Consider the following 22,500-nt stretch of genomic DNA (forward strand, 5'->3'; position numbering starts at 1 on the left):
GATCTGTGGACAACCCGCCCGGCCCGGCTTGTGCGGTCACCGTGGTGCGGATCCCGCATCACAGCTACCGCACAACGGTCGGAGTCACCGGTTGACCGGGGATCCCGACAACACAGACACCAAGGAAGACCACGAAATGACGCCGAGGGGCGGGCCACCAGGCCCGCCCCTCGGTCTTCCCCTTGTTCCACCAGCCGGGGTCGAAGCGGCTGATGGAGGCCTCACGCGTCAGTCGGAGACGACCGGGACGCGGAGCTTCTGGCCAGCCGCGAGGCTGGCGGACTCGAGCGCGTTGAGGCGCTCGATCTCGGTCATCATCGACCGGACGTCGCCGTCGGTGGCGACCTCGCTGGCGATCCCCCACAGGGTGTCGCCGGGGGCGACCTGGACGATCTCGGTGGGCGCGCGCTCACCGGCCGAGCCGGTGCCGACGGCACCGCCCGCCAGCATGAACGCGACGGCCAGGACGAGGAACAGCGCGGTCACGAAGACCACGAGGCGACCGCGACGGGTCAGGCGCACCGTCGAACGGACGGGGGCGGGAGTGGTGAAGCTGGGGGCAAGGCTGAGGGTGCTCATGGTGTGGCCTCCTGGGGAAGATCAGCCGGGTACGTTGTCGAGCGAATGTCTAGTGGGACCCACCGACAACGGCTTCGCAGCCGCCTCGACGTCGATCAGACGTTCGATCGAACATGTGTACGACGGTAGAGCACCTGTTCGAACAGGTCAAGCACCCGCACGAACAATTGTTCGATGCGACGGACAGCGCGACGAGACGGCGGTCAGCGCTTCCTCATCGCGCGCCGGCCCTGCGCGGCGAACAGCACCGCGGCGTGCTGCGCGGTGCCCGGGGTGAGCATGGCGCCGCGCATCACGCCCGCGCGCCAACCGGGCATCGTCCGGACCACCCGTCGCGAGCCCACGAGGGCGACAGCGGCCTCGGCCACCTCGGCCACGCCGAGGATCCGCCCTCCCGAGTACGTCAGCTGCGAGCCCATGCCGTCGGGGTCCTGGCCGGCCAGCATCGCGGTGTCGACGCCGTCGGGGCACAGCGCGTGCACCCGCACCCCGCGCGGCGACTCCGCGTTGACCGACGCCGACAGCGAGACGACCGCGGCCTTCGTGGCGGCGTACGCGCTGTAGCCGGGCACCGGGCCGAGCCCGGCGAGCGAGGCGACGTTGACGACGTCGCCACCACCCGGGCCGAAGGCAGCGAGCGCGGCGCGGCAGCCCCACATCGCGCCGAGGAGGTTGACCTCGACGAGCCGGCGGACCTTGTCGTCTGAGAGCGAGGCGAGCGTGCCGTCGTCACCGACGCCGGCGTTGTTGAACCACGCCACGAGCGGCCCGTGCGCAGACGCCTCGGCGGCGACGGCGCGGTGCGCGTCCGGGTCGCGTACGTCCATCGCGACGCCCGCGGCGGCACCGATCTCCGCGGCCGTCGCAGCGGCCGCCACGGCGTTGAGGTCACCGACCACGACCCGGTGCCCACGGGCCACCATCAGCTCCGCGATCCCGCGGCCGATCCCGCGGGCCCCGCCCGTCACCACGCACGACGTCGTCATGTCCGCAGGCTAGCGACACGCGGCTTCGAACAGGTGTTTGATCCTCGGGCCCCGGGAGGACTACGGTGATCGCACCAGCCACCCCATCGCCCACGAGGTGGCCACCCGCGTCGAGAGGTTCCACGAGATGGCCAAGTCAGAGGACAAGAACGTCATCGAGATGCCCGACGGTCCCCCGGACGCCACCGGCCTGACCCCGCGCCAGCAGCGCGTGCTGGCCACCATCAAGGACTCGATCGAGACCAAGGGCTACCCGCCCAGCATGCGCGAGATCGGCCAGGCCGTCGGCCTCACGTCCTCCTCGAGCGTCGCGCACCAGCTGCGCGTGCTCGAGGGCAAGGGCTTCCTCAAGCGCGACCCCAACCGCCCGCGCGCCCTCGAGGTGTTCCTGCCCGAGGTGATGGCCGCGCGCCGCTCGATGTCCAGCGGCGAGGAGTCGAGCGTCGACGAGACCGGCATCGGCGACGTCGTCCCGACCGCGGTCAACATCCCCGTCGTGGGCCGCATCGCGGCCGGCGGGCCGATCCTCGCCGAGGAGCAGGTCACCGACGTCTTCCCGCTGCCCAAGCAGCTCGTCGGCGACGGCACCCTCTTCCTCCTCGAGGTCTCCGGCGACTCGATGGTCGAGGCCGCCATCTGCAACGGCGACTACGTCGTGATCCGCCAGGAGCAGACCGCGACCAACGGCCAGATCGTCGCGGCGCTGATCGACGGCGAGGCGACCGTGAAGACCTTCCAGCGCAAGGACGGCCACGTCTGGCTGCTGCCGCACAACGCCGCCTACGACCCGATCCCGGGCGACAACGCCACCATCCTCGGCGTCGTGACGGCAGTGCTGCGCAGCCTCTGACTGGGTGTGTCCCTATTGCACTGACGACGAGCACGGTCACCGTGCGGGGCATGTCGTACCCAAGTGATCTGACCGATGAGCAGTGGGCGTTGCTGGATCCGGTGTTCAACGCGCCGGGCAAGCGCGGCCGCAGGCATGGTGATGACCTCCGCACCGTGGTAGACCCCCACACGGCTCGCCGCCCTGTGCAAGAGCGGGCCGGTGTTCGTCGGGCCGCTGGAGATGGGGCTGCTGCTTCACCAGCCCGGTTCGGATCGGCCGATCGGCGCCGACCACTTCGTCGCGGTCCTCGACGCCGGCCCGGACGGAGTCACCATGCACGACCCCCAGGGACATCCCTACGCCTGGTTGCCGCGCGCTGCGTTCCTGGCCGCCTGGGGCAGCGACACGATCGGGTACGGCACCGGCCGGTTCCCCCTGCGGACCAACCTTCGGCGGGTGGCGGACCGCACCGAGCACGACGCGGTGCGCGACCTGCTGCCGCTGGCCTACCGGTGGGCTCGCGGCGACCACGGTTCGTCAGGCGGAACCGGGATGGCGTTGCGCGACCTCGCGGAGCGGGCCGAAGCCGGACTCGGCAACCCGGCGGTGCCCGTGTTGCAGGACTTCTCCCTCCGTCTGGGGGCACGCCGACGCGCCGACGCCGCCACGGAGCTCGCGGCGTGGCCGGAGGTCGCCGACGTCCTGGACGCCCAAGCCCGTGCACTCGGGCGGGCTCAGTACGCGGCGGTCCGCGAAGACGGCACGCAGCTGGCGGACGCTTTTCGCCAGGCCGCCGATCTGCACGACGAGCTCGTGAACGCACTCTCCCGAGCCGTCTGAAGCAGAGCCCTCCACACCTGCCGGTCAGCGGCACCGCGGGTTCGCGATTTCTGTCGGTGCCGACCGGCACCATCAGGGGCATGCCCGTAGCCGCTGGAAAGACCGCCGATGCCGTGCTGGTCTCGCATACCGGTGTGGCGTTGACCCGGGCCACTACGTTCCGGTTCACCCTCGACGTCACCAGCGAGCAGCACCAACGGCTGTTGGCGCACGCCGGGGCGTCCCGGCTGGCGTTCAACCATCACCTGGCCCGGGTGAAGGTGAACCTCGACCAGCGTGCCGCCGAACGCACCTACGGTGTGCCGGAGGCGGACCTGACGCCGTCGTTGTCGTGGAGCAAGGTCTCCTTCATCAACCACATGAACGCCTGGAAGGACGGCCGCGCGGTCGACGCGCCGGTCAACCACGACGGCAGCCGGGGTCTGCCGTGGCGAGGCGAGGTGTCGACCGATGTGTTCGAGACCGCGTCCGTGCACGCCGCCCAGGCGCTGGCGAACTGGGCGGCCTCCCGAAACGGCGCACGGGCCGGCAGGTCGGTCGGGTTCCCGCGGTTCAAGTCCCGGCACAAGACGACGCCGGCTTTCCGGCTCCGCGCCAAGTACCCCGAGGGTGCCGCGCCGCCGGTCCGTCCGACCGGACCGAAGGCGATGCGGTTCCCCAAGCTCGGTGGGCTCCGGGTCCGCGAGTCCACCCGCCGGCTACGGCGGCTGCTTCAGCAGGGCCGCTTCCACGCCTACGCTGCCGCGTTCCGGTACGAGCGCGGCCGCTGGGTCGTCTCGATCACCGGCGTCGCCGCACCGTTCCACCCGGCTCGCCGCACCACCACCGGCCGCCACCGGGCCCGGGTCGGGGTCGACCTCGGCGTGAAGACCCTCGCGGTCGCCGCCGACGAACACGGCAACCTCCGAGAAATCTGGGAGGGGGTGAAAGCACTCCACACAGCCCAGGCACGCCTGAAGCTGGCCAACCAGAGGTACTCGAGAACCAAGAGGGACTCCAACGGCCGCAAGAAGGCAGCACGACGCCTCGGCAAGCTCCACGCCCGCGTCGCTGCGGTACGGAAGGCGCTGTTGCACCAGATCACCGCCGACCTCGCCAAGGGCTACGCCTGCCTCGTGGTCGAGGACCTGAACACCGCCGGCATGCTCGCCAACCGGCGGCTGGCACGGGTGGTCTCCGACGCTGCGTTCGCAGAGCTGCGCCGGCAACTCGAGTACAAGAGCAGTTGGTACGGCACCGAGCTCATCATCGCTGACCGCTGGTTCCCGTCGTCCAAGACCTGCTCCGGCTGCGGGAGCATCAAGGCCGACCTGACCTTGACCGACCGCACCTACCGATGCGACTCCTGCGGTCTGGCCATCGACCGCGACGTCAACGCCGCGATCAACCTCGCCCGCTACACCGAACCACCACCGAGCAGCTCACCGCCACAACATGTGGCCGCCTGACGCCCGCACCGCGTCTGCACCCGGATGGGCCGGGGAAGAGCCGACCGCCACCCTGCAGCACTGGGGCACTGGGTCGGAACCGAGGTAAGACCACCCCCGTGGCGCTCGGACGGCGACCAAACCACACGTCCGTCAGGTAGGGGTGAAGGGGAGCCGGTGTCGTCCCGAATAGGGACACACCCAGTGACAACCAGCGCGGGTGCACGATGGCTGCATGAGCCAACTCCAGGATTCCTACGACTACGTCATCGTCGGTGGGGGTGTCGCGGCCGCCAGTGCGGTCTCCGGCATCCGGTCGGAGGACGAGGGCGGCAGCATCGCCGTCATCGGCTCCGAGCCCGCCAAGCCCGTCTACCGCCCCGCCCTGTCGAAGGACCTGTGGCTCAAGGACGGCGCCACGCTCGAGGGCAACTCGCTCGCCGGTGACCTGGAGGACGACGACCACGTCGACCTCGTCACCGACACGACCGTGACGGCGATCGACCCCGACGCCCACGCCGTACGCCTCGCCGACGGCAGCAGCGTCGGCTACGGCAAGCTCCTGCTGGCCACCGGTGCCGAGCCGCGCGTGCTCGCCCTCGACCCCGGACCGCGGGTCGTCTACTACCGCACCGCCGCCGACTACGAGCGCCTGCGCGCGATCGCCGGGAAGGGCAGCCACGTCGCCGTCGTCGGCGGTGGCTACATCGGCTCGGAGATCGCCTCCGCGCTCGTGCAGAACGACGTCGCCGTCACGCTCGTGCTCAACCGGGAGGACGTGCAGGAGCAGATGTTCCCGCGCGCGCTCGCCGCCAGCCTGACCAAGGCCTTCGACGACCGCGGCGTGACGATCGTGCACGGCTCGGTCGAGCGCGGCGAGGACACCGGCGACGGCGTACGGATCCGGCTCGACGACGGCACCGACATCGCGGCCGACGCAGCGGTCATCGGCGTCGGCGTGCTCCCGCGCACGTCCCTGGCGGAGGCCGCCGGCCTCGAGGTCGACGACGGCATCGTCGTCGACGACCGCCTGCGCACCAGCGCCGCTGACGTGTACGCCGCGGGCGACGTCGCGTCCTACCCCGACGCGCTGCTCGGGCGCCGTCGCGTCGAGCACGTCGACCACGCGGAGAAGTCCGGCGCGCACGCCGGCAAGGTGATGGCCGGCGCCGACGCGGCCTACGACTACACCCCCTTCTTCTGGTCCGACATCCTCGACGCGGGCTACGAGGCGGTCGGCGAGACGTCGAGCGAGCTCGACATGGTCGAGGACTGGAAGCACGGCGAGATCGGCACCGGCGTCGTCTACTACGTCGGCTCGGGCCAGGTCCGTGGCGTGCTGCTGTGGAACGTGTGGGACAGCGTCGACCAGGCGCGCGAGCTCATCGCGTCGACCGGCAAGGAGCCGGTGTCAGACCTGGAGTCGCTGCGCGGGCGGATCGCGTTCGGGTAGGGGTCACCGGTTTTCGAGGCTCGTCGCTGGCGCTCCTCGCACCTCAACCAGCGATCGTTCGGTGGTTGAGGTGCGAGCGGAGCGAGCCTCGAAACCACACCGGCGCCCACGCGGTAGCCTCGCGGCGATGTCCAGCCCAGACCCCGCGCTCTTCCGCACCCGCCCGGGCAACCGACGGCGGCTGACGCCCGACGGCGAGGCCGAGCTCGACCGGCTCACCGTCGCGGCCGAGGAGTCGGCGTGGCTCAGCCCGCTGGCGTACAACCTCACCGTCAGCCACAGCCACCGCTTCGTCTGGTACCGCGTGGCGAAGGTGGCGACCCGCACGATCCGCCACCACTGCGAGACCAACGGCGTCGCGCTCGACGTCGACCACGCGATGCGGGTGCGCTACCCGCTCGCGTCGTACGCCGACTACTTCACCTTCGCGTTCGTGCGCGACCCGCTCGACCGCTTCGTGTCGGCGTGGCACGACAAGGTCGTGGACCACAACTACTACGACTTCGACCCCGCCACCCACGAGCGGATGCAGACGGTGGAGGAGTTCGCCCGCTGGACCGCGGCGCACGACCTGTCGGCCGTGCCCGGCACCGACCAGCACCTCACGCTGCAGAGCCGGATGATCGACCTCAACCGGGTCGACTTCGTCGGCCGTCTGGAGACGTTCGACCGGGACTTCGCCGAGGTGTGCGAGCGCATCGGCGCCCCGGCCGTGCCGACGGCGCCCAAGAACCAGACCGCACCCGGCGGCCGCGACCGGCAGGTCTCCGACGAGCTGCGGGCGCTGGTGGCGCAGATGTACCGCCGCGACTACCAGGTCTTCGGCTACCCACCCGACGCTCCCGTCCAGGAGGACTGACAGATGGCGCTCGAACGACCACGCTTCAGCACGACCAGGCTCCGCGAGGGCTACGACGTCGCGGACGTCGACACAGCGGTGGACCGTGTCTTCGTCGCACTCGCCGACGGGGCGACGTCGATGACGGCCTCGGACGTCAGCAGCCTGAGGTTCAACCCGGTGCGGCTGGCCGAGGGTTACGACATGGGCGAGGTCGACAGCTGGCTCGACCAGGCCGCGGCGGAGCTCGGCCGGACCTCCGGAGGAGCGGCACCGGCGACTCCGGCGGCCCGCGAGACGCCCGCGTCGGCGGCGTACGAGACCACGAGCGGCACGCGGTCGGACGCCGTCACCGAGGTGAGGTCGAGCTCACCGCGCATCCTCGTCGTCCTGGCGCTCGTCGTGCTGCTCGCGATCGTGGCCTACGCCTTCTACGCCTGACCCAGGCGCTTCAGCGCCTGGCGGACGAGCGCGGGGTCGGTCGTCGACCACATCGGCGGCAGCGACGCCTTGAGGAAGCGGCCGTAGCGAGCGGTCTCCAGGCGCGGGTCGAGCACGGCGACGATGCCGCGGTCGGAGGTGGTGCGGATCAGCCGGCCGGCGCCCTGGGCCAACAGGAGCGCCGCGTGCGTCGCCGAGACCTCCATGAAGCCGTTGCCGCCCCGGTCGTCGGCAGCCTTCGCGCGCGCCGACATCAGCGGGTCGTCGGGGCGCGGGAAGGGGATCCGGTCGATGATCACCAGCTGGCAGGTGTCGCCGGGGACGTCGAGGCCCTGCCAGAGCGACAGCGTGCCGAACAGGCAGGTGTGCGGGTCCTCGACGAACTGCTTGGCGAGCTCGGGGAGCTGGGCGTCGCCCTGCGCGAGGGTGGTCAGGTGCGGCAGCCGGGTGCGTACGGCCTCGGCGGCGGTCTCGGCGGCACGACGCGACGAGAAGAGGCCCAGCGTTCGCCCGTCGAGGGAGTCGACGAGGTCGCAGATCTCGTCGAGCTGGGCCTGGCCGAGGCCGTCGCGGCCGGGCTGCGGCAGGTGGCGGGCGACGTAGAGGATGGACTGCTGGCCGTAGTCGAAGGGCGAGCCCACGTCGAGGCCCTTCCACGGCAGCGCCGTCTCGTCGTCGTCCTTGGCGGTCGCGATCTGCGAGCCGATGCGCTCGGTGGGCTTGAGGCCGAGCGAGGTGGCGACGGCGCCGAACTCGCCGCCGAGCATCAGCGTGGCGCTGGTGAAGACCACGGTCTTCTCGGTGAGGAGCTTGTCGCGCATCGGGCCCCACACCTGGAGCGGGGCGACGTGGAGCCGGGCGGGGAAACGGTCACGCGCCTCGCCGAGCCACAGCACGTCGCGGTCGGAGCCGGCAGCCATCCGCTCGGCGTTGACGAAGACCTCCTGCACCATGCCCTTGGCCTGGGTGCGTCCCGCGTCGCCCTCGGCCTCACCACCGGACTCGCGGGGGAACGCCGAGACGCACGCACGGGCAGCGTCGCGCACCAGCACGAGCGCGTCCGCGAGCTGCGTCGACATCGGGTCGATGCGTCCCGGCGGCGTGGCCTCGAAGGCCTCAGCGAGCTGAGCCGCCGCGTCCTCGAGGTCGCCGGCCGGGTCGCCGTCACCGTCGGTCCAGCGGCCGGCGCGGCGCGCCGCCCGCTCGATGTCGGACGCGCCGAGCTCGTCTGTCGCGGCCTGGGTGACGCGCTGGACGAGCTCGTGGGCCTCGTCGATCACGACGGTGTCGTAGTCGGGGATCATCGGCACCTCCTCGATCGCGTCGATCGCGAGGAGGGAGTGGTTGGTGACGATCAGGTGGCTGCGCTGGGCCCTCTCCTTGGCCAGCTCGGCGAAGCACTCCGCGCCGAACGGGCACTTCGCGGCGCCGAGGCACTCGCGGTGGTTGACCGAGACCTGGCGCCACTCGCGGTCGGTGTGGCGCGGGGCGTTGTCACGCTCGCCGCTGCCGCCGGCCTCGGTCTCCTCCTCCGCCCACGCGCGCAGCTCGAGGACCTTCTCGGCCATCGAGCCGGTCGGGACGTCGACGAGGGTGCCCTGGTCGTCGGGCACGCCGGCGCGGATGCGGTGCAGGCAGGCGTAGTTGGAGCGGCCCTTCAGCACGGCGTACGACGTGTCGACCCCGCGCACGTGCTTGACCGCCTCGACCAGGCGCGGCAGGTCGCGCTCGACGAGCTGGTGCTGCAGCGCGAGGGTGGCGGTGGCGACGACGACGCGCTTGTCGTGGAGCATCGCGGGGACGAGGTAGCCCAGCGACTTGCCGGTGCCGGTGCCGGCCTGGACGAGCAGGTGGCGGCCCTCGGACATGGCCTCGGCGACCTCGCTCGCCATCTGCACCTGGCCGTCGCGCTGCTGTCCGCCGAGGGCGCTGACGGCCTGCGCGAGCACGTCCGTCACAGGGGTGCCGACGGGGCTGGCGGCAGTCGCGGTCTCAGGCACCAGAGAACCCTACGCGGCCTCGCCGACACCACGGCGTACGCCATCCACAACGCGCCGCGGGACGCGCGGCGGGGTGCGTCAGTGCAGCTTCTTGCGCCCCATCTGGCGCTCGATGCGGCGCTCGGGCTGGCCGAGGACCTTCGCCAGGATCTTCACCCGGTAACGGTAGGCCACGACACCGAGCACGACGATCAGCAGGAACCAGAACATGCGACGAGCCTACGCCGCGCCCGGTCACCGGGCAGGAGAAGAGCGAGCTCGCCTCAGACGACCGCGCCGGAGTCCTCGGGCGTCCGCTCGACCTTCTCCTTCTTCACCCGGCTCATCGGCCACTTCTCGTGGAAATAGGTCACGAGCGGGGTGGCGGTGAAGATCGAGGAGTAGGTGCCGACGACCAGACCGATGAGCAGCGCGATCGAGAAGTCGCGCAGCGAGTCGCCGCCGAGGATCGCCAGCGCAGCGAGGATGAACATCGTGCCGAGACCGGTGTTCACGGTGCGCGGCACCGTCTCGACGGCGGCCTTGTTGGCCAGCGTCGTGAAGTCGTCCTCGGGCTTCGAGCCGTGCCAGCGCTCGCGGACGCGGTCGAAGACGACGACGGTGTCGTTGACCGAGAGTCCGATGATGGTCATCGCAGCGGCCAGGAAGATGCCGTCGATCGGCTTGTCCAGCCACGCGAAGACGCCGACGACGATCAGCACGTCGTGCGCCATCGCGATGACGGCCGCCACACCGAAGGTCCACTTGAACCGGATGGCGAGGTAGAGCAGCTGGGCGAGGAAGGCGACGCCGAAGGCGATGAGGGCGTTGTTGCGCAGCTCGTCTCCCAGCGCGGCGCCGATCTGCTGGTCGTCGATCTTCTCCACGTCGCCACCGATCGCGGACAGCTCGTCCTCGATCCGCTGCTCCTCGTCGTTGGTGATCTCGCCGGTGCGGACGGTGAAGTCGGCGGGGTCGTCGGCGGTCTGGACGACGGCCTCGGAGAAGCCGGCGTCGGACACGGCGGCCCGGGCCTCCTCGACGGTGACGTCCTGGCTCACCGAGTAGTCGAGCTGGCGGCCGCCGGTGAACTCGACGCCGAGGTTGAGCCCCTGGGCGATGCCGGCAATGGCGAAGACCGTCACCGCACCCGACACGGCCAGCCAGCGGCCGCGGTGCTTCATGATGTCGGGGTCCTTGCGGTCCAGCCAGGTGCGGACCTTGCCGACGTTGCCGAGCCCGCTGATCGCCGGCTTGCGGGTGACGCCCTTGTTGGAGACCGCGAGGTCGCACAGCACGCGGGCGATGATCAGCGCCGAGATCATCGAGGCGATGACACCGATGGAGAGGGTGACACCGAAGCCCTTGATCGGGCCGGAGCCGAGGAAGAACAGCAGTGCGGCCGCGAGCAGCGTGGTGACGTTGGAGTCGATGATCGCGGTCCAGGCCTTGTTGAAGCCGACCTGGAGCGCGCGGCGCAGGCCCGCGGACGGGTAGGCGGCGTACTCCTCCCGGGCCCGTTCGAAGACGAGCACGTTGGCGTCGATCGCCATGCCGATGGCCAGCACGAAGCCGGCGAGTCCCGGCAGGGTCAGCGTCGAGCCGAGCCCGACGAGCATCGCGTAGGCGAGCAGGGCGTACGACGCCAGCGCGACGGTCGCCATCGCGCCGACGAGGCGGTAGACCACGACGATGAACAGGCCGGTGAGGATCAGGCCGATGATGCCGGCCTCGATCGAGGCGTCGATCGCCGCGGCACCCAGCGAGGGGCCGACGAGGCGGTCGGAGATGGCCTTGAGCTCCAGCGGGAGGGCGCCGCCCTCGATGAGCGCGGCGAGGTCCTTGGCCTCCTCGGCGGTGTAGTCGCCGGTGATGTCGGTGGCGCCGCCACGGATGCCGACGTTGCAGCCGATGCCCTCGGTGACCTCGGGCGAGGAGATGATCTCGTTGTCGAGCACGATCGCGATGCGGCGCTTCGGGTCGCCGAGGGCGTTGCAGGCGGCGGCGCCGGTGATGTCGGCCCAGGTGCTGCCTGCCTCACCGTTGAAGTCGATGGCCACGACCCACTCGACGCTCTGGTCGCGCTGGACCGCGCTCGCGCCGCTGATCTGCTCGCCCTGGATGACCGTGGGACCGATCTCGAGCGTGTCGCCCTGGTCGGACGGGAGGACCTGGTTGGCCTTCTTCGACGGCTCGGCGTCCGGCTGCGCGGTGGCGAGGACCTCGTGGATGGTGAGCTTCGCAGTGGTGCCGATGCGCTCCTCTGCCTCCTGTGCCTCCTCGTCGTTGGTGACGCCGGGCAGCTCGACGAGGATCCGGTTCTCGCCCTGGCGGACGAGGGTCGACTCCGCGACACCGAGGGCGTCGACGCGGCCGCGCAGCACCTCGAGGGTCTTGTCGACGTTCTCGGCCGTGGCCGGGGTCTGCTCGGTGCCCTCCGCCTCGAAGACGAACTGCGCGCCGCCCCGGAGGTCCAGGCCCAGGTTGGGCTTGACGTTGAGGGCGAGCGCCGCGCACCCGGCCAGGAGGCCGAGGACGAGGATGAAGCGGACCCAGACACCACGTGACATGCGCGACATACTCCCCTACCGACTTCGAACGCCCGAATCCGGGCACGGACTGCCCAACGGCTGACCACCGCGGTTGGTTCCGGGCCGTCGGCGCGTCAGCGGGCGTACGCCTCCAGCTCGCCGGCCAGGTCCGCGTTGGCCCGACCGACGACCAGCGTGCCGTCGCCGGTGTGCTCCAGGGAGCCGATCTCGGCCTCCTGGTGGATCCGGTTGACCAGGTCGCCGCGCTCGTAGGGCAGCAGCACGTCGAACTCCACCTGCGGCCGCGGCAGCTCGGACTCGATGGTCGCGAGCGCGGCCTCGATGCCCTCACCGGTCTTCGCGCTGACCACCACGCTGTGCGGCTCACGCGCCCGCAGCCGGCTGATCACCAGCGGGTCAGCGGCGTCGGCCTTGTTGATCACGATGATCTCGGGGACCTTCGTCGCGCCGATCTCGGCCAGCACCTCGCGCACCGCGGCGATCTGGCCCTCAGGGTCGGGGTGGGAGCCGTCGACCACGTGCAGCAGCAGGTCGGAGTCGGCGACCTCCTCCAGCGTCGAGCGGAACGCCTCGACCAGGCCGTGGGGCAGGTGACGGACGAAGCCGACCGTGTCGGACATCGTGTAGATGCGGCCGTCGCTGGTCGTCGTACGCCGGGTGGTGGGATCGAGGGTCGCGAAGAGCGCGTCCTCCACCAGCACCCCGGCGTCGGTCAGCCGGTTGAGCAGCGAGGACTTGCCGGCGTTGGTGTAGCCCGCGATCGCGACGCTCGGGATGTGGTTGCGGCGGCGCGACTGGCGCTTGACGTCGCGGGTGCCGCGCATCTCCTTGAGCTCGCGCCGCAGCTTGGCGATCTTGGTGTTGATCCGGCGGCGGTCGGTCTCGATCTTGGTCTCACCCGGGCCACGGCCACCGATGCCGTCACCACCGGCGGCGCGACCACCGGCCTGGCGCGACAGGTTGCCGCCCCAGCCGCGCAGGCGCTGCTTCATGTACTGCAGCTGGGCCAGCTCGACCTGCGCCTGGCCCTCCTTGCTCTTCGCGTGCTGGGCGAAGATGTCGAGGATCAGTGCCGTCCGGTCGACCACCTTGACCTTGATCTTGTCCTCGAGGTTGCGCAGCTGGCTGGGGGCGAGCTCGCCGTCGCAGATGACGGTGTCGGCGCCGGTGGCCTGCACGATCTCGCGGATCGCCTCGACCTTGCCGCGACCGATGAAGGTCGCCGGGTCGGGCGACTGGCGGCGCTGGAAGACCGCCTCGAGGACCTCGGAGCCGGCCGTCTCGGCGAGCAGCGCGAGCTCGGCCATCGAGTTCTCGGCGTCGGTGACGGTGCCGCCGGTCCACACGCCGACGAGCACGACCTTCTCCAGGCGGAGCTGGCGGTACTCGACCTCGGTGATGTCCTCGAGCTCGGTGCGCAGGCTCGCGACCCGGCGCAGGGCGTGGCGCTCGGCCAGCTCCTGGGCGCCGACGGTGAGCTCCTCGGGGTCGGTGTCGTCCCACTCGTCGTACGGCTCGTCGTCGGCGTAGCCGGACTCGAAGTCGTCGTCGGTGTCGTCCGTGGTGGCAAGGTCGGCGTCGAGCGTGCCGTCGAGCTCGATCGCCTCGTCGTCCCAGCCGCGGGTCGCGTCGAGCGCGTCACGGAGGGTGAAGTCGGTGGCCGGGCCATTCGGTTGGGCAGGTGCGTTCGTCATATGCCGTCCAGCCTAGGTCGGCGCGCCCCGGTGCGCGAACCACTTTGCCCGGGCCTCGCCGGCAGGGCCCCGCTCAGCGACGCCTGACGCGGACCTTGCGGGACCTGCTGGAGCCGCACTCGGCGGCGCCTGCGGCGTACTGCGTGCGGACGACGGCGTAGTAGGTGGCACCACGACGCGGCACGCGGGTGCGGAAGCGGCCGTCCTGGCGGGTGGTCAGCACGACCAGCTTGCGGTCACGGCCGGCCTTCTTGCGCTTCACCGTGACCTCGACCCCGGCACGGCAGTCGCGGACGTCGGAGAAGACCCGGCCGACGAGGCGGCTGCGGGACCTGCCGAGACGCACCCTGGTCGCCGCGGACGGGCACCCGGTCGACGTACCGGCCGAGACGAGCGGACAGCCGTCGGAGGCGTCAGCACGGCCGTCGTCGTCATCGTCGAGGTCGCACGCGTCGCCGAGGGCGTCGGCGTCGGTCTGCTCCTGTCCGGGGTTGGTCACCGACGGGCAGTTGTCGCCCGACCCGACCACGCCGTCCCCGTCGGGGTCGCCGTCGCAGGCGTCGCCCGTGCCGTCGCGGTCGGCGTCGGCCTGGTCGGGGTTGGCCGCACCGGTGCAGTTGTCGACGTGGTCCTCGACGCCGTCGGCGTCGCCGTCGCACGAGGTGTAGCTGATCCGCACCGACCACGAGACCACGCGCCCGTCGGCGATGTTCGGGTTCCAGTTGTCCACCAGGAGACGCCACCTGCCTCCCGAGACCGAGCCGTCGTGGACGCTCAGGGGCTCGTACGGCAGGTAGGTGCCGGCCTCGGAGGCCGTCCCGTAGACCGCAGCCGCCTCGTCGTCCCACGACAACGGACGGACCTGCGAGCCACTGCCGGCGAGGCGGCGCTGCACGATCGACTCCGTGCGTGCGTGGACGAGCCGGACCCGCAGGTCGGAAGCATCGGAGTGGACGATCGCGAAGGTCACGTCGACGTCCTCGACCAGGCCCGGTGCCGCGGGTGCGTCGAGCTCGATCGCGGTCGTGCTGAACTCGCCGGCTCCCGCCGTGCCCGCGGCGATGGCGCCGCCGGGCCCGTCGACGGTGCGGACGCACGGCACCGCCTCTGCGGCTGCCGCCCCGGGAGTGGTGGCGACCGGAGCCACCACGACGGCGAGGAGGCCGGCGACGAGGCCCGAGAGGGCGGAGCGGGTCTGACGCATCGCCACAGGCTAGGCGCGGTCCGCGCGAGCGCCAACCGGTCGGTGCGACGACGTCGGGGTCACCGGCGCCGGACGCGTACGACGCGCGAGCGGTCGGCGCCGCACAGGGGCTCGGCGGCCGAGCCCACGGTGGCGTAGTAGCGGCCGGCCGCCCGCGGGGCACGGGTCCGGAAGGCGCCGGAGGCGCGCGTCGTCACCACGACGAGCTCGCGGTCGGCACCGGAGCGCTTGCGCCAGATCGTCACCGGGACCGAGCTCCGGCAGCCGTCGGCGACCGAGGCGACGGTGCCCCGGAACCGGTGGCGCTTCGCGCGGTGGCGCAGCTCCACCGTGCGCACGTAGGCGCAGCTGTCGGTGCAGCCGGTCGTGGGCGGGACCGGGTCGGTGGTGGGAGTCGGTGTCGGTGTCGGGGTCGGGGTCGGGGTCGGGGTCACCGGCGCGGCACCGGGCGTGCTGTCGCAGGCGTTGCCGACCCGGTCACCGTCCCAGTCGATCTGGTCCGCGTTGACGGCCCAGGGACAGTTGTCGCTCGCGTCGGCGACACCGTCGCCGTCGTCGTCGGCGTCGCAGGCGTCACCGGCACGGTCACCGTCGAGGTCGCGCTGGTCGGGGTTGTAGGTGCCGACGCAGTTGTCACGGCTCCTGTCGCCGGCCCCGTCACGGTCCTCGTCGCAGTCGGAGTAGGTGACGACCACGTCGAACGGCCTGCTCGGGAACGGCTCGCCGTTCATCTCGACGTACCAGGTCGGCTCGTCGGACACGTAGTCGCGGGGCAGCGGCTGCTGGGGCCTCACGCGCACCTCGCCACCGGACGGGCCGGGCTCGCCCTGCCCCAGCGCGGCCTCGTTGTCGAAGACGACCGCGCCGTAGGAGCCGTCGAGTCGAATGCCGGAGTCGCTGAGGACCCAGCTCCGCCACTGGTACGGCCCCGGCTGCCCGTTGACGAGCACGAGCGTGCTCCTCGACATCTCGTAGCTCCAGGGCACGCGGACATCGAGATCGGCGATCCGGGCGGCCGGGTACTGCGCGATCTCGACGGTCGGCCCGAAGCCCGCCACCACCGTGCAGGCGGGCGGGAGATCCCCGGCCGCCGCCGCCGGCGTGGTCGTCGCCCCCACCACGACCGTGCTCGCCAGCACGGTCGCGAGCACTGTTCCTGCACGCATCAGCATCCCCATGCCCGCGCCCCTACCCCGTTGTGGCGCGTCCAATCCTCTGCGGGAGGACCGATGTCACTTGGGGGGCATCCGGATGCCGCCGTCGACGCGGATCGTCTCGCCGTTCATGTAGGAATTCGTCAGGCACTCCACGACCATGCTGGCGAGCTCCTCGGCGTGGCCGAGGCGCTTGGGGAACAGGACGTTCTGGCCGAGGTTGGCCTTGAACTCGTCGGGGTCGGGGAAGGCGTCGTAGATCGGGGTGTCGATCAGACCGGGCGCCACGGTGTTGAGCCGGATCCCGGCGGCGGAGAGGTCACGCGCGACCGGAAGGGTCATCCCGACCACACCGCCCTTGGACGCGGAGTAGGACGCCTGGCCGATCTGGCCGTCGAAGGCGGCGACCGAGGCGAGGTTCACGATCGCGCCCCGCTGGCCGTCGGCGTCGGGCTCGTTGCGGCTCATGACGGTCGCGGCCTGGCGGGTCATGTCGAAGGTGCCGATGAGGTTGATCTCGACGACCTTGCGGAAGGCGTCGAGGTCGTGGGCGGACTCCAGCATCCCGTCGCGGCCGATGGTGCGCTGGGCCCAGCCGATGCCGGCGGAGTTCACGCAGGCACGCAGCGGGGCGATCTCCGCCGCGGCCTCGACGGCGGCGGCGACCTGCTCGGTCCGCGTCACGTCCACGGCGGCGAAGACGCCGCCGATCTCGGCGGCCAGGGCCTCGCCCTTCTCGACGTTCAGGTCGGCGACGACGACGATCGCGCCCTTCGCTGCGAGGGCGCGGGCGACCGCGGCACCGATGCCGCTGGCGCCGCCGGTGACGATGGCGGAGGATCCGTTGATGTCCATGGCCGAAGCCTAGGACGTCCCACTCACAGGTCCGTGACGCCCTCGGCGACCAGCACGGCCGGCCCGGTCATCAGGATCCGGTCGTCCTCGGTCCACACGACGTGGAGGGTGCCGCCGGGGACGTCCACGCGGTACGCCGTGCCGCGAGGGGCGTCGTCGGCGAGCGCGGCCACGACGGCCACGGCACAGGCACCGGTCCCGCACGAGCGGGTCTCGCCGGACCCGCGCTCGTGGACCCGCATCGCGACGTGGTGCTCGCCGCGGCGTACGACGAACTCGACGTTGACCCCCTCGGGGAAGACACCGTCGTCGTGCTCGGGCTCCTCGAGGAGCGGACCCGCCTCGGCCAGGTTGTCGACGAAGGCGACGGCGTGGGGGTTGCCCATCGAGACGTGGCGCGCGGACCAGGAGCGGCCACCGACCGAGATCGTCGTGTCCCCGAAGACCTCGGGGGCGCCCATGTCGGCGGTGAGCTCGTCGCCCGCGCTGTCCAGCGTCTTCACGCCGTCGCGCGTCTGGATGCGCATGGGGAACGGCTCGCCCTCGCGCTCGTGGAGGTAGCGGGCGAAGACCCGGATGCCGTTGCCGCACATCTCGCTGACCGAGCCGTCGGCGTTGCGGTAGTCCATGAACCACCCGCCGTCACGGCGCACGGCCCGCAGCACCCCGTCGCCGCCGATGCCCGCGCGGCGGTCGCACAGCGCGCGCACCCGCTCGGCAGGCAGGTCGCCGTGCACCGAGCCGTCCGGGTCGGGCAGCACGACGAAGTCGTTCTCCGTGCCGTGGCCCTTGAGGAAGGGGTAGCTCACGCCTGCCAGTGTGGCAGGGACCTAGAGGTCCGCGCGCCGCACCGTCCACGACGCGACCACCATCGACGCGACCGACCAGAGGGCCAGGACGGCCGCGGCGGCCGGGCGGTCCACCTCTCCACCCCCGAGCGACGCGTCGTCCACCAGGGCGTTGGCCGCCGCCATGGGAAGCAGCTGGCCCAGGTCGCCGACGAGGGGCACGCCCGTGCCGAGCGCTCCCACCAGCGGAGGCGCGAGGAGCAGCAGCGCGACGAGGCCCACCACCCCGCCCTGGACCCGCCGGCTCGACGTCCCGACTGCGGTCCCGACGAGGGCGAGGGCCGAGCAGCTCGCCACCGCTCCGGCGAACGCGGCCCACGTCGCGGGCCGCGAGAGCCACGCATCGGTCGGAACCGGGGTCGCGAGGGCCAGCACCGTCGCGGCGGACACCAGGCTCAGCACCGCCAGCATCGACCCCACCCCGACGGCCACCAGTGCCTTGGCAGCGATGACCGGGGCCCGCGAGGGCACGGCGGCGTAGACCGCCCGGGCGACACCCGACCCGAACTCAGCGGCGACCGAGGACGAGGCGAGGAAGGCCGACACGTAGGGCAGCACCGAGTAGCCCGCGAACAGCGCGAGGGACGCGACAGCCGCCTCACCACCCGTCGCAGCCGGGTCCTGGCGCCCCATCACGGCCGCGAGGCCGGCGGAGGCAGCGACCGTCAGCACGACGATCCAGGCCAGCGTGCGCTGGCACCGCAGCTTGAGCAGCTCGGCGACGACCAGGCCGGGGAAGCGGTGCTCGCGCGCCCGGGAGGTCTCGACGATCCGCGCACTCATGCCCCGACCTCCTGTCGCTCGGCGAGCGTCGCGGACGGGTGCGCCGGGTCGTGTGCCCGGACGAAGTCGAGGTAGAGCTCCTCGAGGCTCGGCGTGAGGGCCTGCAGCAGGTCGATCTCGCACCGGGTCTCGAACGCGATGCGGCCGACCTCGCGCGGCGTCATCCTGCTGACGAGTGCTCCGCGGGGCGCGGGCGCCACCTCGACGTCGTACGGCGCGAGGGCGGCGAGGAGGCGGGACAGGTCCGGGCTGCCGACCAGGGTGCGGGGCGCGCCGTGGGCGGCGACGAAGTCGTCGACCGACGAGCTCCAGAGCAGGCGCCCGCGGCCGATGATGACGATGTCGTCCGCGAGCTCCGCGACCTCGTGCATCAGGTGGGTGGAGAGCAGGACGTGGCGTCCGGCGTCGGCGTGCGTGCGCAGGATGCCCCGCAGCCAGCGCATCGCCTCCGGGTCGAGCCCGTTGGCCGGCTCGTCGAGCAGCAGCGTGCCCGGCTCCCCCAGCATCGCGATGGCCAGCGCCACCCGTTGGCGCATGCCCAGCGACAGCTCGCGGGCGCGTCGGTGGGAGTAGGTCGCGAGTCCGTAGTCCTCGACGACCTGAGCGACCCTCGTACGCCCGATGCCCTGGGTGGCGGCCACGATGCGCAGGTGGTCCACGACGCGCCACGTGGGGTGGAGCGCGGGCCCGTCCACCACCGAGCCCAGGGTGCGGGCGGGGTGGCGCCACTCGGACGGTCGCTGCCCGGCCACCAGGGCCTCGCCGCTGGTGGGCAGGTCGAGACCCGCCACCAACCTGAACGTGCTCGTCTTGCCGGACCCGTTGGGGCCCAGGAAGGCGGTGATCCGCCCCGGTCGCGTCGAGAACGTGATCCCGTCCACGGCGCGGGTCGTCCCGCGCACCTTGCACAGGTCGCGCAGCTCGATCACGACGTCACCGCTGGGCGGAGAGCAGCAGCAGCGCGGTGTTCACGCCCGCGGCCAGCACCCCGAAGGCGAGCAGTCGGGACAGCTCCACCTGCCTGCGCCGAGCGGCGAGGTAGGCGTAGACGGCCACCGAGACGACACCCAGGAGCAGCCGGACCGCCAGGGACTGGACGTCGGCGACCGCGTCGGTCCCGCCGAGGAGGTAGGCGCCACCGACCAGGAGGACGAGGGGCGCCTGGGCGACCAGCACGTAGCCCCAGCCGGTGAGGAGGCGCGGGCGACGCGTCGCGGTGACGGCTCCGAGGAGCAGGCCGTAGATCCAGGCCTGCAACAGGGCGAACAGGAGGGCGAAGCCGAAGGTCGCGACCCGCAGCACCGTCAGGAGCGCCGCGTCGGAGGAGAACGGGTTGTCCCCCGCCACCTCGGCCACCCGGGCGCGCAGGGACTCGTCGGCGGCGATCATCACCACGGTGCCGAAGAGCAGGCCCCAGAACGCGACGTTGGCCCGGTCGGCCCAGCGACTCCCCTCCGGGACGTCCTCCGCGTGGTGTCGGTCGTCGATCTCCGTCTGAGCGATCATGCGGGGTTTCCTCCTTGGACGACGAGCCAGAGCTCGAACCACTCGGCGCCGGCGGCGACGAGGTAGAACACGGTGGCGACCACGCCCGCGCGGACGAGCTGGACCACCTCGTGGCGGGCAGGGCGCTCCCGGGTGCGCCAGGCGCGACCGGCGAGGTCCGCCAGCAGCACCGAGCACCACAGGGTGACCACCCAGGCCAGCACCTCCAGCGGGACGTGCACGGCCGTCAGCCGCGCCGTCTCCTCCCAGCCGTGCGTCGTGACGCTGGCCTGGAGCACGAACCCGAGGAAGAAGCTGTTGAAGAGGACGGCCGGCCAGGCGACGTAGGGGGACGCGACCACCAGGACCAGGCCCAGGAACGCGTTGTGGAAGAAGATGTCGGCGAAGGTCGGTTCAGCGCCGGCGCCTCCGTCGGGCCACACGAAGAGCAGGCTGGCGGCCATGCCCGCGGCGAGCGCGGCCACGACGAGGAGCGCGGGTCGCCTCCACCACGACGCGAACCGGCGCGTCCGGGTCTGGGCCCGGGCGTAGGTCAGGACTGCCACGTCGCCACTCCCCCCTTGACGGCCGCCTCGACCGCTGCCAGCGCGCGACGGCCCGTGGGGACCAGCTCCGGGCCGGCGGGTCCGCCGATGCGCAGCACGTGGTGGGCGAAGTCGTCGATGTCGGCGCTCATGTGCGTCGCGAAGAGCACGGGTCGCGACCGCGCCAGGTCGGCGAGCTCGTGGCGGGCCAGGGAGACCCCGTCGGCGTCCAGCGCGTTGAAGGGCTCGTCGAGCAGCACGGCGTCTGCGCCGGTCAGGGAGGACGCCACGGCCACGACGCACCGCTGCCGCTGCCCCAGGGACAGGGTGCCGACCGCGCTGCCGCGCATGGTGTCGGTGACGAGGGGGTGGTCGACCAGCCGGTCGGCGGCGAGGCCGGGCAGCTCGGCGGCGAGGAGCGCGAGCACCTCGCCGACGGTCAGCGTGTCGAGGGTCAGGAACTCGTCGTCGAGGTAGACCGCCCGGGCCGGCAGGCCCGACGTCGTGCTCACCTCGGTGCCCGACCGGTAGATCCCGCCGAGGACGCGCAGGAGGGTGGTCTTGCCGACTCCGTTGGCGCCGGTGACGGCGACGAGACCGCACTCGGGCAGGTCGAGGGAGAGGTCGTCGAAGATCGGTCGGTCGACGAAGCCGAAGGTGAGGTGGCGCACGGAGATCACGGCAGGCTCCTGGAGGTGGCGCGCAGGCCGGTGAGCCAGCGCGGGGTGTCGATGCGGACGAGCCAGGCGATCGTCACCGCCGAGGCGGTGAGCAGGAGCGAGGCGGCCACGACCGTCGTGCGGTGGGCGTCGAGGTCGAGGATGGCGAAGAGCCCGCCGGAGCCGGTGGTGGTGAAGACGACGCCGAGGCACACCGCCGCCGCGAGGCCCGCCCTGGACTCGACGGTCAGCTCGGCGAGCCGCGAGGCCGGCAGGACCACGGTGGACCGCTGGACGACGAACTCCGCCAGCGCGAGCTCGAACAGCACCAGCGCCGCCAGCAGCACGACGGCGAACCCGCTGCCGTGCAGCACCAGCAGGAGGCCGGCACCGACGGGTGCGGGCACCAGCAGCAGGACGGCGTTGCGCCGCGAGAGCGCGGCGAGCCGCCGCGGATCGGCACCGGCCCGCTCCGCGAGGCACATCCCGTAGCCGAAGGTCTCCGGGGAGACGAAGCGGACGTGGCGGGCGCGGAGGAGGAGCGTGGCGACCAGCGCTGCGGCGAGCAGCACGTGCTGGCCGAGCGCGGCGAAGCGCCCGGCAGACCCGAGGGCGGTCGCAGCGACCCACCCGAGGGCGAGCAGGAGCACGACCGTACGACCGGCCGACCGGTGGGCCGCCGGCACACGCGGTCCCAGTCCGTGGTCGCCGATCCACCGCGAGGCGCGGGAGGTGGCCAGTCCCGTCGCGACCACCACCGCAGCAGCGCCCGCCCACAGCAGGGTGCGCGGCGCGGACGTCTCCCCCAGGGCGGCACCGAGGACCGTCTCGACGACCGAGCCCAGGGAGGCCGGGAGGTCGGTGAGGCCGCCGCGGGCCACCTGGCCCGCCGAGACCACGACCGCCGGGACGTAGGAGAGGCTGAGCCCGACCACGAGGCCGCGCCCGGTCCGTGCCGGCAGGGCCAGCAGCAGGGTGCGGTGGTTGCGCTCGACCCGGACGAGGTGCCGGGCGAACCCCAGGCCGAGCAGGCACAGCACCGCCAGGAGCGCCGCGGGCACCAGCCACCGGTACGCCGACGGGACCGCCGTACGCAGCGGCGGCGCCTGTGCCCCCAGCACGGTGGCGACCGCGAGCGCCGCCCACGCCACCAGCACCAGCCGCGAGGCGATGCCCTCCCGGAGGCCGAGGACGGAGAGGACCGACGCCACCCGGTGGACCTGCTGACGGTGCTCGTGCCGGGCGCCGGCGCGCATCCCGGTGAACGCTCCGCCGACCAGTCGCGCCGCGGTGGCGGCTCCGGGGCGGGAGCGGACGCGCCGATCGGCGGTGTGCACCGTGTCCAC

General features: G+C 72.2%; 22 protein-coding genes. 6 read left to right on the top strand and 16 right to left on the bottom strand.

Annotation, left to right across the window (positions count from 1 at the left end):
* Positions 1 to 228 precede the first annotated feature (228 nt).
* Both CFI00_RS19920 and CFI00_RS19925 read right to left on the bottom strand, forming a co-directional pair.
* A complete protein-coding gene (locus CFI00_RS19920; RefSeq protein WP_207082711.1) occupies positions 229 to 579 on the bottom strand; it encodes a LysM peptidoglycan-binding domain-containing protein in 351 nt (116 codons plus the stop codon).
* A 203-nt stretch (positions 580 to 782) separates the two neighbouring features.
* Positions 783 to 1,565, bottom strand: coding sequence for an SDR family oxidoreductase (locus CFI00_RS19925; protein WP_207082712.1), 783 nt, complete (start codon positions 1,563 to 1,565; stop codon positions 783 to 785).
* A 127-nt stretch (positions 1,566 to 1,692) separates the two neighbouring features.
* Here CFI00_RS19925 and lexA point away from each other — a divergent pair, with 127 nt between their 5' ends.
* The 6 genes from lexA (at position 1,693) to CFI00_RS19955 (ending at position 7,396) form a co-directional block, all read left to right on the top strand.
* Entirely contained in the window at positions 1,693 to 2,415 is a 723-nt protein-coding gene (lexA, locus tag CFI00_RS19930) for a transcriptional repressor LexA (protein ID WP_207082713.1), read from the top strand.
* A 201-nt stretch (positions 2,416 to 2,616) separates the two neighbouring features.
* On the top strand, positions 2,617 to 3,237 hold the full coding sequence (locus CFI00_RS19935; RefSeq protein ID WP_207082714.1) for a hypothetical protein: 621 nt from the start codon (positions 2,617 to 2,619) through the stop codon (positions 3,235 to 3,237).
* Between the two features lie 80 nt (positions 3,238 to 3,317).
* Positions 3,318 to 4,685, top strand: a complete 1,368-nt coding sequence (gene tnpB / locus CFI00_RS19940; protein WP_207082715.1) for an IS607 family element RNA-guided endonuclease TnpB — start codon at positions 3,318 to 3,320, stop codon at positions 4,683 to 4,685.
* Positions 4,686 to 4,899: 214 nt separating this feature from the next.
* The gene (locus CFI00_RS19945; RefSeq protein ID WP_207082716.1) at positions 4,900 to 6,117 is read left to right on the top strand and encodes an FAD-dependent oxidoreductase; all 1,218 of its coding nucleotides are present in this window, start codon (positions 4,900 to 4,902) and stop codon (positions 6,115 to 6,117) included.
* Positions 6,118 to 6,244: 127 nt separating this feature from the next.
* Positions 6,245 to 6,976, top strand: coding sequence for a sulfotransferase family protein (locus CFI00_RS19950; protein WP_207082717.1), 732 nt, complete (start codon positions 6,245 to 6,247; stop codon positions 6,974 to 6,976).
* Between the two features lie 3 nt (positions 6,977 to 6,979).
* A complete protein-coding gene (locus CFI00_RS19955; RefSeq protein ID WP_242532520.1) occupies positions 6,980 to 7,396 on the top strand; it encodes a DivIVA domain-containing protein in 417 nt (138 codons plus the stop codon).
* On the opposite strand, the gene CFI00_RS19960 is transcribed toward CFI00_RS19955, so the two are convergent.
* The 14 genes from CFI00_RS19960 to CFI00_RS20020 all read right to left on the bottom strand — a co-directional run bounded on the left by CFI00_RS19960 (position 7,387) and on the right by CFI00_RS20020 (position 22,500).
* Entirely contained in the window at positions 7,387 to 9,396 is a 2,010-nt protein-coding gene (locus CFI00_RS19960) for an ATP-dependent DNA helicase (protein WP_242532521.1), read from the bottom strand. The two genes, CFI00_RS19955 and CFI00_RS19960, sit on opposite strands and share 10 nt — an antisense overlap.
* Positions 9,397 to 9,474: 78 nt before the next feature.
* Positions 9,475 to 9,606 (bottom strand): hypothetical protein, encoded by a 132-nt coding sequence (locus CFI00_RS23915; protein WP_277988323.1) that lies wholly within the window; start codon positions 9,604 to 9,606, stop codon positions 9,475 to 9,477.
* Positions 9,607 to 9,659: 53 nt separating this feature from the next.
* A complete protein-coding gene (gene secD, locus CFI00_RS19965; RefSeq protein ID WP_207082718.1) occupies positions 9,660 to 11,945 on the bottom strand; it encodes a protein translocase subunit SecD in 2,286 nt (761 codons plus the stop codon).
* Positions 11,946 to 12,040: 95 nt separating this feature from the next.
* Complete coding sequence (gene hflX, locus CFI00_RS19970; protein ID WP_242532522.1) at positions 12,041 to 13,621, bottom strand: GTPase HflX; 1,581 nt, start codon at positions 13,619 to 13,621, stop codon at positions 12,041 to 12,043.
* Positions 13,622 to 13,694: 73 nt separating this feature from the next.
* Positions 13,695 to 14,825: a thrombospondin type 3 repeat-containing protein gene (locus CFI00_RS19975; protein ID WP_207082719.1), complete on the bottom strand. Its 1,131-nt coding sequence runs from the start codon at positions 14,823 to 14,825 to the stop codon at positions 13,695 to 13,697.
* A gap of 59 nt (positions 14,826 to 14,884) precedes the next feature.
* Positions 14,885 to 16,003 (bottom strand): thrombospondin type 3 repeat-containing protein, encoded by a 1,119-nt coding sequence (locus tag CFI00_RS23725; RefSeq protein WP_242532523.1) that lies wholly within the window; start codon positions 16,001 to 16,003, stop codon positions 14,885 to 14,887.
* A gap of 54 nt (positions 16,004 to 16,057) precedes the next feature.
* Positions 16,058 to 16,834, bottom strand: coding sequence for an SDR family oxidoreductase (locus CFI00_RS19985; RefSeq protein WP_207082720.1), 777 nt, complete (start codon positions 16,832 to 16,834; stop codon positions 16,058 to 16,060).
* A gap of 23 nt (positions 16,835 to 16,857) precedes the next feature.
* Complete coding sequence (gene dapF, locus CFI00_RS19990; RefSeq protein ID WP_207082721.1) at positions 16,858 to 17,643, bottom strand: diaminopimelate epimerase; 786 nt, start codon at positions 17,641 to 17,643, stop codon at positions 16,858 to 16,860.
* Positions 17,644 to 17,664: 21 nt separating this feature from the next.
* The gene (locus tag CFI00_RS19995; protein WP_207082722.1) at positions 17,665 to 18,465 is read right to left on the bottom strand and encodes a hypothetical protein; all 801 of its coding nucleotides are present in this window, start codon (positions 18,463 to 18,465) and stop codon (positions 17,665 to 17,667) included.
* On the bottom strand, positions 18,462 to 19,394 hold the full coding sequence (locus CFI00_RS20000; RefSeq protein ID WP_207082723.1) for an ABC transporter ATP-binding protein: 933 nt from the start codon (positions 19,392 to 19,394) through the stop codon (positions 18,462 to 18,464). The genes CFI00_RS19995 and CFI00_RS20000 overlap by 4 nt, the downstream gene beginning before the upstream one ends.
* A 4-nt stretch (positions 19,395 to 19,398) precedes the next feature.
* Positions 19,399 to 19,971, bottom strand: a complete 573-nt coding sequence (locus CFI00_RS20005) for a hypothetical protein (RefSeq protein WP_207082724.1) — start codon at positions 19,969 to 19,971, stop codon at positions 19,399 to 19,401.
* Complete coding sequence (locus CFI00_RS20010; RefSeq protein WP_207082725.1) at positions 19,968 to 20,516, bottom strand: stage II sporulation protein M; 549 nt, start codon at positions 20,514 to 20,516, stop codon at positions 19,968 to 19,970. The genes CFI00_RS20005 and CFI00_RS20010 overlap by 4 nt, the downstream gene beginning before the upstream one ends.
* Positions 20,504 to 21,175, bottom strand: a complete 672-nt coding sequence (locus CFI00_RS20015; protein WP_207082726.1) for an ATP-binding cassette domain-containing protein — start codon at positions 21,173 to 21,175, stop codon at positions 20,504 to 20,506. The genes CFI00_RS20010 and CFI00_RS20015 overlap by 13 nt, the downstream gene beginning before the upstream one ends.
* Positions 21,172 to 22,500, bottom strand: coding sequence for a hypothetical protein (locus tag CFI00_RS20020; protein WP_207082727.1), 1,329 nt, complete (start codon positions 22,498 to 22,500; stop codon positions 21,172 to 21,174). Before CFI00_RS20020 ends, CFI00_RS20015 begins: the two co-directional genes overlap by 4 nt.

The sequence above is a fragment of the Nocardioides sp. S5 genome, assembly GCF_017310035.1.
GTDB lineage: Bacteria > Actinomycetota > Actinomycetes > Propionibacteriales > Nocardioidaceae > Nocardioides.